Consider the following 15,991-nt stretch of genomic DNA (forward strand, 5'->3'; position numbering starts at 1 on the left):
GGGAGAAGGAGCAACGATGGCAGACGGGGACACGGGCGAGTTCCTCATCGTCACAGGCATGTCGGGTGCCGGGCGCACCACGGTCGCGAACGCGCTCGAGGACCTCGGATGGTACGTCGTCGACAACCTGCCGCCGCAGATACTGCGCCCGCTTCTCGACCTCACCGACATGGGCGGTGACGCGCTGCCGAAGATCGCCGCGGTCGTCGATGTTCGCGGACGCAACCTGTTCGACGACTTCCCGGGCGTGGCGAGAGCCCTTCGGTCCCGGGGATCGGTGCGAGTGCTGTTCCTCGACGCCTCCGACGACGTGCTGGTGCGGCGGTTCGAAGCCGTGCGCCGACCTCATCCGCTGCAGGACGACGGCACTCTCCTCGACGGCATCCGAACCGAGCGCGCCAAGCTGGCGCCGATTCGCGAGGCGGCCGACCTCGTGATCGACACGTCCTCGCTGAACATCCATCAGCTGGCGACCCAGGTCTCCGACCTCTTCTCCGAAGAGGGAGCGGCGCGCCATCGCGTCACGCTGCTGAGCTTCGGCTTCAAGTACGGGCTGCCGACCGATGTCGACCTCGTAGCGGACATGCGGTTCCTGCCGAACCCGTTCTGGAACGAAGAGCTGCGCGGTCAGACCGGGCAGGACGAGGCCGTGCGCGACTATGTGCTCTCTCGCGAGGGGGCGACCGAGTTCCTCGACGCGTACGCCGCCGCGCTCACGCCCGTGCTCGAGGGGTATCAGCGCGAGAACAAGAGCCACTCGACCGTGGCGATCGGCTGCACGGGCGGGAAGCACCGCTCCGTGGCGATGAGCGAGGAGCTCGCGCGACGCCTCGCGGCGGTCCCCGGAGTGGCCGTGAACGTGCGTCACAGAGACCTGGGCAGGGAGTAGCCGGGAATCAGTTCCGGGTAGGCTGGAGGTTTGCGTCGCGATCCGACGCGTGATCGTGAAGGAGTCCCGTGGCACTAACCACCGACGTCAAGGCTGAGCTCGTCAGCATCCGCAATGCACCCCCCACGGTGCGTGTCTCCGAGGTCACCGCTGTGCTCCGCTTCGCCGGCGGCCTGCACTCGATCGCCGGCCGCGTCGCCGTCGAGGCCGAGGTGGATGCCGAGGTGCTCGCCCAGCGCGTGGCAAAGGACCTCGCCGAGATCTACGGCGTGCGCCCGGAGATCGCCCAGGTGCAGTCGAGCACGGCGAATGAAGGCGCGCGCTGGGCGGTCCGTGTGATCTCGGCGGGCGAGACGCTCGCGCGCCAGACGGGACTTCTCGACCAGCGCCGGCGTCCTGTGCGGGGGCTTCCGAACCGGCTCACCACGGGGTCGCGGGCAGAGGTCGCCGGGCTCTGGCGTGGAGCGTTCCTCGCCGCCGGAACCCTCAGCGAGCCCGGGCGCTCGGCGATGCTCGAGGTGGCCTGCCCCTCGTCGGAGGCGGCCATGGCCCTGGTCGGCGCGGCCCACCGACTCGGCGTCGCGGCGAAGGCCCGTGAAGTGCGCGGGATGCCCCGCGTCGTCGTGCGCGAGGGCGAGGCCATCCGCAGCATCCTCAGCGAGATGGGGGCCCACCGCACGGCCGCCGCCTGGGAGGAGATGCGTCAGCGCCGCGAGGTCCGTGCCGGGGTCAACCGGCTCGTGAACTTCGACGACGCGAACTTGCGTCGCTCGGCGCAGGCCGCGGTCGCGGCGTGCGCGCGTGTCGAGCGCGCGCTGGAGATCCTCGCCGACGACGTGCCCGATCATCTGAAGGTCGCGGGCGAGCTGCGTCTTGCGCATCGCGACGCGAGTCTCGACGAGCTGGGTCATCACGCCGATCCGCCCATGACCAAGGACGCTGTGGCGGGCCGCATCCGCCGTCTGCTGGCGATGGCTGACAAGCGCGCCCAGCTGGAGGGCATTCCCGGTACCGAAGCAGCCGTGCCAGCGGGGCTGGACGTCTGAGGGTTCGACGAACTCAGCGACGCAGGCCTGACGAAGCGAGCCGGTCCCGAAAGGGACCGGCTCGCTTCGTCATCTGGCGGAAGGAACCCGACCACACGTGCGTTGTCGTCACTAGGATGAAAAGCGTCTGCTCCGCACCGCATTCGGTGGCGCGGAGGATCGGCAAGCGCCGCGGCGCGGCGCGGATTGGATGAAAGCGATATGGCTGTTTACACGCTCCCCGACCTTCCTTACGACTTCGCGGCGCTCGAACCGCACATCAGCGGCAAGATCATGGAACTCCACCATGACAAGCACCACGCGGCCTACGTCACGGGCGCGAACGCGGCGCTCGACGGTCTCGCAGAGGCTCGTGAGACGGGCAACCTCGCGAACGTCAACAAGCTCGAGAAGGACCTCGCGTTCAACCTCGGCGGGCACGTCAACCACTCGATCTTCTGGACCAACCTCTCCCCGAACGGCGGCGGCGAGCCCGAGGGGGAGCTCCGTGCGGCGATCGACGAGTTCTTCGGCTCCTTCGAGAAGTTCCAGGCGCACTTCACCGCGAACGCCTTGGGAATCCAGGGCTCCGGCTGGTCGGTGCTCAGCTGGGACTCGATCGGGCAGCGCCTGATCATCCAGCAGCTGTTCGACCAGCAGTCCAACGCGGCCCAGGGTACGGTGCCGCTGTTCCAGCTCGACATGTGGGAGCACGCCTTCTACCTCGACTACCTCAACGTCAAGGCCGACTACGTCAAGGCGGCGTGGAACATCGCCAACTGGGAGAACGTGGCTCGGCGCTTCGAAACAGCCCGTGAGAAGACCTCGGGCCTGCTGGTACTGTCGTAAACAAGACGGGCGTCCCGACGGACTCTGCCCGTCGGGACGCCGTTGTCCAGAATCAAGTTGAAACCGCGCGTATTGCGCACAAGAAATCAGGAGACCTTAGTGTCTGTCAAGATCGGTATCAACGGCTTCGGCCGCATCGGACGTAACTTCCTTCGTGCGGCTCTCGCACAGGGCGCTGACCTCGACATCGTCGCAGTCAACGACCTCACTGACAACAAGACCCTCGCGCACCTGCTGAAGTACGACTCGGTCGGCGGCGTCCTCGACGCCGAGATCAGCTACGACGACGACAGCATCACGGTCAACGGCAAGAAGATCAAGGCCTTCGCGGACCGCGACCCCGCCAACCTCCCGTGGGGCGAGCTGGGCGTCGACATCGTCATCGAGTCGACCGGCTTCTTCACCAAGGCGGAGCTCGCCAAGAAGCACATCGAGGCAGGCGCCAAGAAGGTCCTGATCTCGGCACCGGGCACCGGCGTCGACGGCACGTTCGTCATGGGCGTGAACGAGGACACCTACGACCCCGCCACGCAGCACGTCATCTCCAACGCGTCGTGCACCACCAACTGCCTCGCACCGCTCGCGCAGGTCTTCAACGACGCATTCGGCATCGACCGCGGCTTCATGATGACCGCTCACGCCTACACCGCAGACCAGAACCTGCAGGACGGTCCGCACGGTGACCTGCGTCGCGCCCGCGCCGCAGCGATCAACATCGTCCCCGCATCCACCGGCGCCGCGAAGGCGATCGGCGAGGTGCTGCCGGAGCTCAACGGCAAGCTGTCCGGCTCGTCGTACCGCGTCCCGGTCCCCACCGGCTCGATCGTCGACCTCACGCTGGTCACCGACCGCGAGAACCTCACGGTCGACGAGGTCAACGAGGCGTACAAGAAGGCCGCCGCAGACGGTCGCCTCGCTGGCTACCTGCAGTACAACGAGGACCAGATCGTCTCCAGCGACATCGTGCACAACCCGCACTCCTCGATCTTCGACTCCACTCTGACCAACGTCAGCGGCAACCTCGTCAAGGTCTCGAGCTGGTACGACAACGAGTGGGGCTACTCCAACCGTCTCGTCGACCTGACCGAGTACGTGGCCGAGCGTCTCTGAAGCTCAGACACATGACTCTGCGCACCCTGGACTCTCTGGGTCCGCTCGAGGGCAAGCGCGTCATCGTCCGTTGTGACCTGAACGTCCCGCTTCGGGATGGGGTCATAACGGACGATGGTCGTGTTCGCGCCTCGCTGCCGACTCTCAACGCACTCATCAACGCGGGTGCCCGCGTCATCGTGTGCTCGCACCTGGGCCGCCCCGATGGGGCCCCCGATCCGCAGTACAGCCTCGAGCCGGTCGCGCAGCGGCTGTCCGAGCTGCTGGGCGCTCCGGTCGCGTTCGCGCGCGACACGGTGGGCGAGTCGGCGAAGGATGCCGTCGCCTCCCTGGAGGACGGCGGAGTCGTCGTCATCGAGAACCTGCGATTCAACGCGGGGGAGACGGCGAAGGACGATGCCGAGCGCGCCGCATTCGCGGGGCAGCTCGCAGAACTCGGCGACGTGCTCGTCTCCGACGGGTTCGGCGTCGTGCACCGCAAGCAGGCGAGCGTCTACGACTTGGCTCAGCTGCTTCCGTCGGCGGCCGGTCTGCTGATCGCCGCAGAACTCGACGTGCTCGACCGTCTCACCGAGAACCCCGAGCGCCCGTACGCGGTCGTGCTCGGCGGATCGAAGGTGAGCGACAAGCTCGGCGTGATCTCGCACCTGCTTCCTCGCGTCGACCGGATCCTCGTCGGCGGCGGGATGCTGTTCACCTTCTTGAAGGCGCAGGGCCACGAGGTGGCCTCGAGTCTCCTCGAGGAGGACCAGCTCGACACCGTCCGCGGCTACATCGCCGAGGCGGCCGAGCGCGGCGTGGAGCTCGTGCTGCCGACCGACGTCGTCGTGGCGGAGAAGTTCGCCGCAGACGCGGCGCACGAGGTCGTCGCGGCGGATGCGATCGAGTCGACGGCCTTCGGCGCGTCCGGCATCGGTCTCGACATCGGTCCTGAGACGGCGGCGAGATTCGCCGACGTCGTACGCGGTTCGAAGACGGTGTTCTGGAACGGCCCCATGGGCGTGTTCGAGTTCCCCGCGTTCGCAGCCGGTACCAAGGCCGTGGCACAGGCGCTCACCGAGGTCGACGGACTCAGCGTCGTCGGCGGCGGTGATTCGGCCGCTGCGGTGCGTCAGCTCGGCTTTTCCGACGACCAGTTCGGTCACATCTCGACCGGTGGCGGCGCAAGCCTCGAGTTCCTCGAGGGCAAGAAACTACCCGGCCTGGAGGTGCTCGGATGGGTCTGAACACTCGTACCCCGCTGATCGCGGGAAACTGGAAGATGAATCTCGACCACCTGCAGGCGGTCGCGTTCGTACAGAAGCTGCACTGGACGCTGAAGGACGCCAAGCACGAGGACGGCTCGGTGGAGGTCGCGGTGTTCCCGCCCTTCACCGACATCCGCAGCGTGCAGACGCTGATCGACGCCGACAAGATCCCCTTCGCGCTCGGCGCGCAGGACCTGTCCGCACACGACTCCGGTGCCTACACCGGTGAGGTGTCGGGCGCGTTCCTCGCGAAGCTCGATGCGAAGTACGTCATCATCGGCCATTCCGAGCGTCGTGAGTACCACGCGGAGTCCGACGAGGTCGTGGCAGCGAAGACGAAGGCTGCGATCAAGAACGGCCTGGTTCCGGTGATCTGCGTCGGCGAGACGGCGGAGGACCTCGAGAAGTTCGGTGCGAGCGCCGTTCCGGCCGGTCAGCTCGAGGTCGCGCTGCAGGGGCTCTCGAAGGATGCCGACATCGTCGTGGCGTACGAGCCGGTCTGGGCCATCGGCTCGGGGCAGGCGGCGACGCCTCAGCAGGCGCAGGACGTCTGCGCGGCTCTGCGTGCGGTGATCGCGAAGGTCCTCGGCGACGACGCGGCTGCGCGGACCCGCATCCTCTACGGCGGATCGGTGAAGTCGTCGAACATCGCCAGCTTCATGCGCGAGCCCGACGTCGACGGCGCTCTGGTCGGCGGGGCGAGCCTCGTGGTCGACGAGTTCGCAGCGATCATCCGCTTCGAGAAGCACGTAGGCGTCTGAGCGTGTGGCGGGGCTCCGGCCTCGCCACACCGTATACTTGACCGTTACGGGGGCTATCCCGCCCCGGCGAAAGGCTTCTTCCTCGTGGAAATTCTCGAGTTCGTCCTGCAGGTGCTGCTGGGCATCACCAGCGTTCTGCTGACTCTCCTCATCCTGCTCCACAAGGGCCGCGGCGGCGGCCTGTCCGACATGTTCGGCGGTGGCATGTCCACCGCGGTCGGCTCGTCGGGCCTGGCGGAGCGCAACCTCAACCGCTTCACGGTGATCCTCGCGCTGATCTGGTTCGTGTCGATCGTCGCGCTCGGCCTCATCACGAAGTTCGAGGTGATCTGATGGCTACCGGCGGCAACGCGATCAGGGGCACCCGTGTCGGCTCCGGCCCGATGGGTGAACAGGACCACGGCTATCACGCCGACCGCATCGCGGTCTCCTACTGGGACGGCCTCGGCAACGAGACGGTCCGCTACTTCGCGGCAGGTCTGCCCGACGAGGAGATCCCGGAGATCATTGATCACCCGCAGTCCGGTCTGCCGGCCGGTCGCGACAAGGAGAACCCTCCGGCTCTCGCGAAGACCGAGCCGTACAAGACGCACCTCGCCTACGTGAAGGAGCGTCGCACCGACGAGGAGGCCGTCCAGCTCCTCGAGGACGCTCTCACACAGCTGCGCGAGCGACGCGGCCAGTAAGACATCGCAGAGAAGCCGCCGTGACCATCCGGTCGCGGCGGCTTCTTCATGTCACCGGCAGCCCGCCGCCGCGTCGATGTATGACTGCGGGGGATAGCCGTAGGCCCACACGCCGTTGGCGTCGTCGGTGTAGCCCATGCTGATCGCCCAGGCCGTGGCCCACTTCTCGATGCTGTCCTGCGTCGACGAGTCGTACATGTCCTGGCACTTCACGCTGATGGCGTGCCCGACCTCGTGGGCGACGAGCGACTTGCTCGTGATCGACGGCCACTGCTCGGCCACCGAATTCGACAGCTCGATCACCGCGTGGCCCGGTGTGGACCACCACCAGGTGGTGAGCCCGCCCATGCTGCCGTTGTCACCGACGCCGTTGACGATCGGGTTCCAGTCGAACTCGAGGAGCACCCCGGGCGCCAAAGACCTGGCGAACGCCTCGATTGCGAGGCGGTTTTGCATGAGCGGTCCCGCCTTCTCCGCAAGCTCCACCTGCTCAGAGGAGACGACCTGCGTGGCGGCGTCCTGAAGCGCGACGAACGAGGTGACGGCGTCCTGGTCGATCGACGTGACCTCAGCCAGATCCGCCGCGGACTCGCGCAGCGCGATCACCGCGTCGTTCTTCGCGGAGATGTGGGCGCTTTCGAACGGAGCGGCGGCCGAGGCGGCCGACGAGAGCAGCGTGATGCCGGCGTCCGAGACGGACGAGCCTGCGGTCTCGATCAGCGGTGATCGGTCGGCGAGGTCGTCATCGAGGTCGGCCAGATCGGCGCGGTCATCCGACAGGCGATCAGAGGCGGCGAACAGCTCCCAGAACCAGCCGGGCTTCTCCGTCCGGTCAGGGATCTCGGTGTCGAGCACCGTCTCGGTGTCGGCCACGACCTCATCGGCCTCGTCCACCGCTGCCGAAAGGACATCCTTGGATGCGGCGGGAGCGAGGGTGCCGTTGTCGCTCTCGAGGATCTGCGTCGCAGACGCGGTCACGGCATCGAGGTCGGTCGTCGACGCGCGAACGTCGAGGAGCGTCGCATGAGTCGAATCGGCCTGCGCCTCGAACTGCTCTGCCGCGTCATCGAAGCCGAGATTGCCGGCGAGCTGGAGACCGCCGAAGACCGCCCCGGCGGCGAACACGCCGACGATGCTGAGGATCAGGCCGGTGCGACGGCGGCGCGTCTTTCGACCCACCGCAGCGGTTCCGGAGAAGTGCATCGGCAGAGTGTGGACGCCGTGCGCTGCGGAGTGCGGATCGACCACGCATCCTCCCTAGTGAAAAGGCCCTCGCTGCGAAGCGAGGACCTGATCCGAGTGAGGGGGTGACGGGAATCGAACCCGCGCAATCAGTTTGGAAGACTGAGACTCTACCATTGAGCTACACCCCCGAACCGGCGAACCGGACTCAAACGACTATAGCGGACAGTGAAGAGTGCTCGCGTCCGTTAGACTCTTCGAGGCTGAATCTGCATGCGGATTCCCCGGGGCGTAGCTCAGTTTGGTAGAGCGCCCGCTTTGGGAGCGGGAGGTCGCAGGTTCAACTCCTGTCGCCCCGACACGGCTTCACAGGCCTGACAGCCGCGATTCAGCGCGGAAATCACAAGGAGAACACACCAGCATGGCGAACAGCACCGTCGAGAAGCTGACCCCGACCCGGGTCAAGCTCAGCATCACGGTCACCCCCGAAGACCTCAAGCCCAGCATCGCCCACGCCTACGAGCACATCGCTCAGGACGTGCAGATCCCCGGCTTCCGCAAGGGCAAGGTTCCGGCCCCGATCATCGACCAGCGCATCGGACGTGGCGCGGTCATCGAGCACGCCGTCAACGAGGGCCTCGACAAGTTCTTCCGCGAGGCCACCGTCGAGCACAAGGTGCGCGTCGTCGGCCGGCCGTCGGCGGAGATCACCCAGTGGCCGAACGAGAAGGACTTCTCCGGCGACCTGCTCGTCGACGTCGAGGTCGACGTGCGCCCCGACATCGAACTCCCCTCGTACGACGGCATCACGGTGACCGTCGACGCCGTCGAGACCGATGAGGCGGCCATCGATGAGGAGCTCGAGCGTCTCCGCGCCCGCTTCGGCACTCTCGTGCCGGTCGACCGTCCCGCAGCGAAGGGCGACTTCGTCGAACTCGACCTCGTCGCCACGATCGACGGCGCCGAGATCGACCGTGCCGAGGGCGTCTCCTACGAGGTCGGCTCGGGCGAGCTCCTCGAGGGCATCGACGACGCGATCGAGTCGCTGACCGCGGGTGAGGACACCACGTTCCGCTCGTCGCTCGTCGGCGGCGACCACGCCGGCTCCGAGGCCGAGGTCTCCGTGACCGTCAAGGCCGTCAAGGAGCGCGAGCTTCCCGAGGCCGACGACGACTTCGCGCAGATCGCCAGCGAGTTCGACACGATCGCCGAACTCCGTGAGAGCCTCTCCGAGCGCGTTGCTCAGCAGAGCGTCTTCACGCAGGGTTCAGCGGCTCGCGACAAGCTCGTCGAGACGCTGCTCGAGAAGATCGACATCCCGGTGCCGCCGCAGCTCATCGAGGACGAGGTGCACAACCACCTCGAGGGCGAAGGCCGTCTCGAGGACGACGCGCACCGCGCCGAGGTGACCGAGGCGAGCGAGAAGCAGTTCCGCACGCAGGTCCTGCTCGACACGATCGCCGAGCAGGCCGACGTGCAGGTCTCGCAGGACGAGCTCTCGCAGTACCTCATCCAGTCGGCCTCGCAGTACGGCATGGCTCCGCAGGAGTTCGTCGAGGCGCTGCAGTCCTCGAACCAGCTCCCCGCGCTGGTCGGCGAGGTCGCCCGCAACAAGGCGCTCGCGATCGCCCTGGGCAAGGTCAAGGTCGTCGACACGAACGGCAAGGCCGTGGACCTGAGCGACTTCATCGTGACCGACGACGAGGCTGAGGCTGACGCCGAGGCGGCTGAGGCTCCCGCCGAGGAGAAGCCCGCGAAGAAGGCTCCGGCGAAGAAGGCTCCCGCGAAGAAGGCGGCGGCCGAGAAGGCCGATGCCGAGACCGCCGCGAAGCCCGCCGCGAAGAAGGCTCCGGCCAAGAAGGCTCCGGCCAAGAAGGCTCCGGCCAAGAAGGCAGCCGACTCGGCTGAGTGATCGACAGATGGGATGAAGGGGGCGGATGCTGCGGCATCCGCCCCTTTCTCGTACAGGAGGACGACAGATGAACTGGGACGAGCGGATCGACGAGGTCTGGGCGGATGCGACGGGGGAGGAGGTCGGCGACGAGATCATCGCGCGCATCGACGCACTCGCCGCTGAACGCGGAGCGGATGATGCGCGGGCGGAGTTCGAGCGCGCGGGCGCCCGAGACTCCGCGGGTCGCCCCGCAGAGGCCGTGGAGCTGTATCGCCGAGCTCTCGAGCTCGGTCTCGATGCTGAGCACCGGCCGCAGGCGGTCGTCCAACTGGCCAGCTCGCTGCGCAATCTCGGTGAGTTCGATCAGGCGCTGGCCGTGATCAGGGCGGAGGAGGAGATCTCGGCCGACGGTCCGTACCGTGACGCCGTCGCCGCCGTCCACGCTCTCGTCCTGGCCAGTGCGGGACAACCCGCGCGTGGGCTCTCGGTCGCACTTCTCGCGCTGGTTCCGCACCTTCCCCGGTACCACCGGTCGATGACGGCGTACGCTCACGACATCGCCGACGCCGACGCCTGATATGCCGACGGCGAACACGACCTGAACCCCGCGTTGTCGCCGGTAGATTCGAATCACTGAAACACGGAATCAGGAGCTGACATGGCTGCAGAACCCCTCCTCGCGACGAGCGTCTTCGATCGTCTGCTGAAGGACCGCATCATCTGGTTGGGCTCGGAGGTGCGCGACGAGAACGCCAACGAGATCTGCGCGAAGATCCTTCTTCTCGCGGCAGAGGACTCGGAGAAGGACATCTTCCTCTACGTCAACTCGCCCGGTGGCTCCATCACCGCGGGTATGGCGATCTACGACACGATGCAGTTCGTTCCGAACGACATCGTCACGGTGGGCATCGGCATGGCGGCGTCGATGGGTCAGTTGCTGTTGACCGCCGGCACCAAGGGCAAGCGTTACATCACTCCGAACGCCCGAGTGCTGCTGCACCAGCCGCACGGCGGCTTCGGTGGCACTTCGAGCGACATCCAGACGCAGGCGCAGCTCATCACCTCGATGAAGAACCGTCTCGCTGAGATCACGGCGGCCCAGACCGGCAAGTCGGTCGAGCAGATCAACGCCGACGGCGACCGCGATCGCTGGTTCACGGCCCAGGAAGCGCTCGAGTACGGCTTCGTCGACCACATCCGCGAATCGGCCTCCGACGTCATCGGCGGCGGCGGCACCGAGCAGGACTCGAAGTAAGCGGAAAGAGAAGGAATCACATGTACACACCCACCTTCCGCGCTGCCGGCAACCTCCCGTCCAGCCGCTATGTGCTCCCGCAGTTCGAGGAGCGCACCGCCTACGGCTTCAAGCGCCAGGACCCGTACAACAAGCTGTTCGAAGATCGAGTGATCTTCCTCGGCGTGCAGGTCGACGACGCGTCGGCCGACGACGTGATGGCTCAGCTCCTCGTCCTCGAGAGCCAGGACTCCGAGCGCGACATCACGATGTACATCAATTCGCCCGGTGGATCGTTCACCGCGATGACCGCGATCTACGACACCATGCAGTACGTGGCGCCGCAGATCCAGACCGTGGTGCTCGGACAGGCCGCATCGGCGGCATCCGTGCTGCTGGCGGCCGGCGCGCCTGGTAAGCGTCTCGCGCTGCCCAACGCCCGCGTGCTGATGCACCAGCCGGCGATGGGCGAGGCTGGGCACGGGCAGGCGTCCGACATCGAGATCCAGGCGGCGGAGATCCTCCGCATGCGCACCTGGCTCGAAGAGACCATGGCCAAGCACACGGGCAAGACTGCTGAGCAGGTCAACCGCGACATCGACCGCGACAAGATCCTCTCCGCGCCCGAGGCGCTGGAGTACGGGATCGTCGACCAGGTGCTCAGCTCGCGCAAGCGCGTCTGAGTTCCACCCTGAAAGGACGCCGGTCAGTCGACCGGCGTCCTTTTGCGCACCCAGCCGAGCGCCGTCTGCTCATATGAGCAAGAGAGTGCGCGGACGCGGTGAAACGCCTATCCTGGTCGAGGAAGGAGGTTGCCGTGGAAGAAGAGCTTGTCATGGTTCGCGTCGCCGAGCTGTACTACGACGAGGACAAGACCCAGGACGAGATCGGCGCCCTCCTCAAGATCTCCCGATGGAAGGTCGGTCGGCTGCTCACGCAGGCGCGCGAACGCGGCATCGTCCGCATCGAGATCGTGCATCCGCGAGCCCGTCGCCTCGGGCTCGAGCGGCAACTGGTCGAAAGACACGATCTCGCGGCCGCCATCGTCGTGCCCTCGCCCGAGGGAGATGAGGGCACACTCGAGCGGGTCGCGCAGGCCGCAGCCGACTATCTGACCGCGATGCGCCCTGTGCCCCGCACGCTCGGTGTGAGCTGGGGGCGCACGCTGCGCGCCGTCGCCGAAGCACTGCCCGACGGCTGGGCGACCGGAGTGACGGTGGTGCAGCTCAACGGGGGAGTGAGCCTCAACCGCCGCTCCGGCGGAGCAGCCGGCCTCGCGGTCACGATCGCGCAGCGCGCATCAGGACACGTGTCGCTGCTGCCGAGCCCGGCGATTCTCGAACGGGTGGAGACCAAGCAGGCGATCGAGGCGGATCGCACCGTTGCGGCGGTCCTCGAAGAGGCGGCCGAAGCGCAGGCATTCCTTTTCACCGCTGGGCCGTGCGACGCGAGCTCTGCCCACGTCGAGAACGGCTATCTGACGGCATCCGACGTGGAAGAGCTGGCGCGCCGCGGCGCCGTCGGCGATGTCCTCGGCAGGTACATCGACGCCGACGGCAACATCGTCGATCCGCAGCTCGATGCCCGCACCGTCGGGGTCGACCTGGCGAGACTGCGCGCCGCCGCGCGAGCGGTCTTCGTCGCCACGGGCGAAGCGAAACATGACATTGCGCGCACAGTCGTCACGAGCGGCCTGTGCAGCGTCATCGTGACAGACGAGAACACAGCCAGAGCATTGTTGGAGGAACAGTGACGACCAAAGAACTCAGCCGCCGCAGCGCGGTCGACGTGCTGGGCGGTGAGCCCGACGATGCGACGCTTCGCCGCTTCCTGCACGGACTCCCCGGTGTGGACGCGGTGGGACTCGAGCAGCGCGCTGCCGGTCTCGGCACCCGATCGATCAAGACCACCTCGAAGGCGTGGGCGCTCGACACGATCATCAAGCTCATCGACCTGACGACCCTCGAGGGGGCGGACACACCGGGCAAGGTGCGCTCGCTGGTCGCCAAGGCGAAGACGCCGGATGCTGCCGACCCGACGACTCCGCGCGTCGCCGCCGTCTGCGTGTACGGCGACATGGTCGGATACGCCGTCGATGCGCTGGGCGCCGTGCACGGCGATCCTGATGACGGACTGATCTCGGTCGCCGCCGTGGCCACCGCGTTTCCGAGCGGACGATCGTCGCTGGCGATCAAGCTCGCCGACACGGCGGAGGCGGTCGCGGCAGGAGCCGACGAGATCGACATGGTGATCGACCGCGGCGCGTTCCTCTCGGGTCGTTACGGCCTGGTGTTCGACCAGATCGCCGCCGTGAAGGAAGCGTGCCGTCGGGAGGACGGCAGCTACGCCTCGCTCAAGGTGATCCTCGAGACCGGCGAGCTGAACACCTACGACAACATCAAGCGGGCCTCATGGCTCGGCATCCTCGCGGGCGGCGACTTCATCAAGACGTCCACGGGCAAGGTGCAGCCGGCGGCGACGCTGCCCACGACCCTGCTCATGCTCGAGACGGTGCGTGACTGGCACCGGGGCACGGGCGAGAAGATCGGTGTCAAGCCGGCAGGCGGCATCCGCTCGTCGAAGGACGCCGTGAAGTACCTCGTCACCGTCGCCGAGACCGTCGGCGAGGAGTGGCTGCAGCCGCACCTGTTCCGTTTCGGGGCGTCCAGCCTGCTCAACGATGTGCTCCTGCAGCGTCAGAAGCTCGCCACCGGCCACTACTCCGGCCCCGACTACGTCACGATCGACTGAGGACGAGATATGTCATTCCTGGAATACGCACCCGCGCCGGAGTCGAAGGCGGTCCTGAACCTGCGCGACAGCTACGGCCTCTTCATCGATGGCGAATTCGTGGACGGCAGCGGTGCGAGCTTCTCGACCATCTCCCCGTCTGACGAGACGCGCATCGCCGAGATCGCCTCGGCCTCCGACGAAGACGTCGACCGTGCGGTCGCCGCCGCCCGTCGCGCCTACGACAAGACCTGGTCGAAGATGAGCGGTCGTGATCGGGGCAAGTACCTGTTCCGCATCGCTCGCCTCGTGCAGGAGCGCGCCCGCGAGCTCGCCGTCGCCGAGAGCCTCGACAACGGCAAGCCGATCAAGGAGAGCCGCGACGTCGATGTGCCGCTCGTCGCCTCCTGGTTCTTCTATTACGCCGGTTGGGCCGACAAGCTCGACTACGCCGGTCTCGGAGCGAACCCGCGCGCGCTCGGTGTGGCGGGTCAGGTGATCCCGTGGAACTTCCCGCTGCTCATGCTCGCGTGGAAGCTCGCCCCGGCCCTGGCCGCCGGCAACACCGTCGTTCTCAAGCCCGCCGAGACCACGCCGCTGACGGCGCTGATCTTCGCCGAGATCCTGCAGCAGGCCGACCTGCCCACGGGCGTCGTGAACATCATCACCGGTGCGGGATCGACCGGCGCGGCGCTCGTCCGCCACCCTGATGTCGACAAGGTGGCCTTCACCGGCTCGACGGGGGTCGGTCGCGACATCGCGCGTGCCGTTGCCGGAACCGGCAAGAAGCTCACGCTCGAGCTGGGCGGCAAGGCGGCGAACATCGTGTTCGACGACGCTCCGATGGAGCAGGCGATCGAGGGCATCGTCAACGGGATCTTCTTCAACCAGGGTCACGTTTGCTGCGCCGGCAGCCGCCTGCTCGTGCAGGAATCGATCCATGACGAAGTCGTCGACCGGCTGAAGAGCCGCCTGTCGACTCTGCGCCTCGGCGACCCGCTCGACAAGAACACCGACATCGGGGCGATCAACTCTGCGGCGCAGCTGGCGCGCATCCGCGAGCTCAGCGACATCGGCGAGGCCGAGGGCGCGGAGCGCTGGACCGCCGAGTGTGAGATCCCCGAGAAGGGCTTCTGGTTCGCGCCGACGATCTTCACCGGTGTCGAAGCCTCGCACCGCATCGCCCGCGACGAGGTGTTCGGTCCGGTGCTCTCGGTCCTCACCTTCCGCACGCCGGCTGAGGCGATCGCCAAGGCGAACAACACTCCGTACGGCCTGTCCGCAGGAATCTGGTCGGACAAGGGATCGCGCATCCTCGCCGTCGCCGACCGCCTGCGCGCGGGCGTGATCTGGGCGAACACGTTCAACCGTTTCGATCCGTCGAGCCCGTTCGGTGGTTACAAGGAGTCCGGGTTCGGCCGCGAGGGCGGACGACAGGGTCTCACCGCCTATCTCCAGGGAGCAGCATCATGAGCAAGCGACTCACCGTGCCCAAGACCTACAAGCTCGCGATCGGCGGAGCCTTTCCTCGCAGCGAGTCGGGTCGCACCTATGAGGTCGTCTCGGCCAAGGGCGCGTTCCTGGCGAACGCGGCCAAGGCGTCGCGCAAGGATGCCAGGGATGCCGTCGTCGCCGCTCGTGCCGCGGTGAAGGGCTGGTCGGGGGCGACCGCGTACAACCGGGGGCAGGTGCTCTACCGAGTGGCCGAGGTGCTCGAAGGGCGCCGGGCGCAATTCATCGACGAGATCGTGGCGCAGGAAGGCGTTTCCGTCGCCGCGGCCGGAGCTCAGGTCGACGAGGCGATCGACCTCTGGGTCTGGTATGCCGGATGGTGCGACAAGTACGCCCAGGTCGCGGGCAACGCGAACCCGGTAGCAGGGCCGTACTTCAACATCTCCGTGCCGGAGCCCACCGGCGTCGTGGCGATCGTCGCGCCGCAGGACTCCGCGCTGCTCGGACTCGTCTCGGTCGTGGCGCCGGCGCTGGTCGCCGGCAACACCGTGGTCGTGATCGCCAGCGAACGGCATCCGCTCTCTGCGATCAGCCTCGCCGAGGTGCTCGCGACCAGCGACGTGCCCGGAGGAGTCGTCAACGTCCTCACCGGCTCGCCCGCGGAGATCGCACCGTGGCTCGCCTCGCATCAGGACGTCAACGCGCTCGATCTCGCCGGCGCAGGCGACCTCGATTGGGTGGACATGCAGATCGCCGCGGCTGAGACGCTCAAGCGCATCATCGCTCCGGGCGTCGTCGTGGCGTCGCCCGAGCGTATCGGCGCCTTCACCGAGGTCAAGACCGTCTGGCACACCAAGAGCATGGTCTGACGGAGGCGCTTCCGCGTATGTGACGCCCCAGCTGTCCGATGTCGCCCCCCGATCGGGGTGGCA

General features: G+C 67.2%; 17 protein-coding genes and 2 tRNA genes. 17 read left to right on the forward strand and 2 right to left on the reverse strand.

What is annotated here, in order from left to right; all coding sequences use genetic code 11:
• The first annotated feature begins 16 nt into the window (after positions 1-16).
• The 8 genes from rapZ (at position 17) to ACI3KT_RS12395 (ending at position 6,567) form a co-directional block, all read left to right on the forward strand.
• Positions 17-889, forward strand: coding sequence for an RNase adapter RapZ (gene rapZ, locus ACI3KT_RS12360; RefSeq protein ID WP_292908299.1), 873 nt, complete (start codon positions 17-19; stop codon positions 887-889).
• A 68-nt stretch (positions 890-957) separates the two neighbouring features.
• Positions 958-1,935 (forward strand): DNA-binding protein WhiA, encoded by a 978-nt coding sequence (whiA, locus tag ACI3KT_RS12365; RefSeq protein WP_292908301.1) that lies wholly within the window; start codon positions 958-960, stop codon positions 1,933-1,935.
• A 201-nt stretch (positions 1,936-2,136) separates the two neighbouring features.
• On the forward strand, positions 2,137-2,763 hold the full coding sequence (locus ACI3KT_RS12370) for a superoxide dismutase (protein ID WP_292908303.1): 627 nt from the start codon (positions 2,137-2,139) through the stop codon (positions 2,761-2,763).
• A 99-nt stretch (positions 2,764-2,862) separates the two neighbouring features.
• On the forward strand, positions 2,863-3,873 hold the full coding sequence (gene gap / locus ACI3KT_RS12375) for a type I glyceraldehyde-3-phosphate dehydrogenase (protein WP_404904540.1): 1,011 nt from the start codon (positions 2,863-2,865) through the stop codon (positions 3,871-3,873).
• Positions 3,874-3,884: 11 nt separating this feature from the next.
• Complete coding sequence (locus tag ACI3KT_RS12380; RefSeq protein WP_404904542.1) at positions 3,885-5,099, forward strand: phosphoglycerate kinase; 1,215 nt, start codon at positions 3,885-3,887, stop codon at positions 5,097-5,099.
• Positions 5,090-5,881, forward strand: a complete 792-nt coding sequence (tpiA, locus tag ACI3KT_RS12385) for a triose-phosphate isomerase (protein ID WP_307297693.1) — start codon at positions 5,090-5,092, stop codon at positions 5,879-5,881. The genes ACI3KT_RS12380 and tpiA overlap by 10 nt, the downstream gene beginning before the upstream one ends.
• 84 nt (positions 5,882-5,965) lie before the next feature.
• Entirely contained in the window at positions 5,966-6,214 is a 249-nt protein-coding gene (gene secG, locus ACI3KT_RS12390; RefSeq protein ID WP_045258292.1) for a preprotein translocase subunit SecG, read from the forward strand.
• Positions 6,214-6,567 carry an RNA polymerase-binding protein RbpA gene (locus ACI3KT_RS12395; protein WP_045258293.1) on the forward strand — a complete coding sequence of 118 codons (354 nt, stop codon included), beginning with the start codon at positions 6,214-6,216 and terminating at the stop codon, positions 6,565-6,567. Before secG ends, ACI3KT_RS12395 begins: the two co-directional genes overlap by 1 nt.
• Before the next feature lie 51 nt (positions 6,568-6,618).
• Here the strand turns inward: ACI3KT_RS12395 and ACI3KT_RS12400 are convergent, their stop codons facing one another.
• A complete protein-coding gene (locus ACI3KT_RS12400; protein WP_404904544.1) occupies positions 6,619-7,815 on the reverse strand; it encodes a hypothetical protein in 1,197 nt (398 codons plus the stop codon).
• 54 nt (positions 7,816-7,869) lie between these two features.
• A tRNA-Gly gene (locus tag ACI3KT_RS12405) sits at positions 7,870-7,940 on the reverse strand.
• A 94-nt stretch (positions 7,941-8,034) separates the two neighbouring features.
• On the opposite strand from ACI3KT_RS12405, the gene ACI3KT_RS12410 reads away from it, so the two are divergent.
• The 9 genes from ACI3KT_RS12410 to ACI3KT_RS12450 all read left to right on the forward strand — a co-directional run bounded on the left by ACI3KT_RS12410 (position 8,035) and on the right by ACI3KT_RS12450 (position 15,928).
• Positions 8,035-8,108 (forward strand) — tRNA-Pro (locus ACI3KT_RS12410).
• Between the two features lie 62 nt (positions 8,109-8,170).
• The gene (gene tig / locus ACI3KT_RS12415) at positions 8,171-9,661 is read left to right on the forward strand and encodes a trigger factor (protein ID WP_404904547.1); all 1,491 of its coding nucleotides are present in this window, start codon (positions 8,171-8,173) and stop codon (positions 9,659-9,661) included.
• Positions 9,662-9,728: 67 nt separating this feature from the next.
• Positions 9,729-10,220 (forward strand): tetratricopeptide repeat protein, encoded by a 492-nt coding sequence (locus ACI3KT_RS12420; RefSeq protein WP_307297687.1) that lies wholly within the window; start codon positions 9,729-9,731, stop codon positions 10,218-10,220.
• A gap of 81 nt (positions 10,221-10,301) precedes the next feature.
• Complete coding sequence (locus ACI3KT_RS12425) at positions 10,302-10,898, forward strand: ATP-dependent Clp protease proteolytic subunit (RefSeq protein ID WP_105674431.1); 597 nt, start codon at positions 10,302-10,304, stop codon at positions 10,896-10,898.
• A 20-nt stretch (positions 10,899-10,918) separates the two neighbouring features.
• Positions 10,919-11,560, forward strand: a complete 642-nt coding sequence (locus ACI3KT_RS12430) for an ATP-dependent Clp protease proteolytic subunit (RefSeq protein WP_045258297.1) — start codon at positions 10,919-10,921, stop codon at positions 11,558-11,560.
• 134 nt (positions 11,561-11,694) lie between these two features.
• Entirely contained in the window at positions 11,695-12,630 is a 936-nt protein-coding gene (locus ACI3KT_RS12435) for a sugar-binding transcriptional regulator (protein WP_292908325.1), read from the forward strand.
• A complete protein-coding gene (deoC, locus tag ACI3KT_RS12440; protein ID WP_404904548.1) occupies positions 12,627-13,628 on the forward strand; it encodes a deoxyribose-phosphate aldolase in 1,002 nt (333 codons plus the stop codon). The genes ACI3KT_RS12435 and deoC overlap by 4 nt, the downstream gene beginning before the upstream one ends.
• 9 nt (positions 13,629-13,637) lie before the next feature.
• Positions 13,638-15,080 (forward strand): aldehyde dehydrogenase family protein, encoded by a 1,443-nt coding sequence (locus ACI3KT_RS12445; protein ID WP_404904550.1) that lies wholly within the window; start codon positions 13,638-13,640, stop codon positions 15,078-15,080.
• Positions 15,077-15,928 carry an aldehyde dehydrogenase family protein gene (locus ACI3KT_RS12450; RefSeq protein ID WP_404904552.1) on the forward strand — a complete coding sequence of 284 codons (852 nt, stop codon included), beginning with the start codon at positions 15,077-15,079 and terminating at the stop codon, positions 15,926-15,928. The genes ACI3KT_RS12445 and ACI3KT_RS12450 overlap by 4 nt, the downstream gene beginning before the upstream one ends.
• Positions 15,929-15,991: the final 63 nt, after the last annotated feature.

The sequence above is a fragment of the Microbacterium sp. ZW T6_19 genome, from assembly GCF_044987465.1.
Taxonomy (GTDB): domain Bacteria; phylum Actinomycetota; class Actinomycetes; order Actinomycetales; family Microbacteriaceae; genus Microbacterium; species Microbacterium natoriense_A.

Bases quoted from the DNA above. Each gene is read 5' to 3' on its own strand.
- rapZ (WP_292908299.1), top strand. From the start codon at position 17: ATGGCAGACGGGGACACGGGCGAGTTCCTCATCGTCACAGGCATGTCG.
- ACI3KT_RS12370 (WP_292908303.1), top strand. From the start codon at position 2,137: ATGGCTGTTTACACGCTCCCCGACCTTCCTTACGACTTCGCGGCGCTC.
- ACI3KT_RS12380 (WP_404904542.1), top strand. From the start codon at position 3,885: ATGACTCTGCGCACCCTGGACTCTCTGGGTCCGCTCGAGGGCAAGCGC.
- tpiA (WP_307297693.1), top strand. From the start codon at position 5,090: ATGGGTCTGAACACTCGTACCCCGCTGATCGCGGGAAACTGGAAGATG.
- ACI3KT_RS12395 (WP_045258293.1), top strand. From the start codon at position 6,214: ATGGCTACCGGCGGCAACGCGATCAGGGGCACCCGTGTCGGCTCCGGC.
- tig (WP_404904547.1), top strand. From the start codon at position 8,171: ATGGCGAACAGCACCGTCGAGAAGCTGACCCCGACCCGGGTCAAGCTC.
- ACI3KT_RS12420 (WP_307297687.1), top strand. From the start codon at position 9,729: ATGAACTGGGACGAGCGGATCGACGAGGTCTGGGCGGATGCGACGGGG.
- ACI3KT_RS12425 (WP_105674431.1), top strand. From the start codon at position 10,302: ATGGCTGCAGAACCCCTCCTCGCGACGAGCGTCTTCGATCGTCTGCTG.
- ACI3KT_RS12430 (WP_045258297.1), top strand. From the start codon at position 10,919: ATGTACACACCCACCTTCCGCGCTGCCGGCAACCTCCCGTCCAGCCGC.
- ACI3KT_RS12445 (WP_404904550.1), top strand. From the start codon at position 13,638: ATGTCATTCCTGGAATACGCACCCGCGCCGGAGTCGAAGGCGGTCCTG.
- ACI3KT_RS12450 (WP_404904552.1), top strand. From the start codon at position 15,077: ATGAGCAAGCGACTCACCGTGCCCAAGACCTACAAGCTCGCGATCGGC.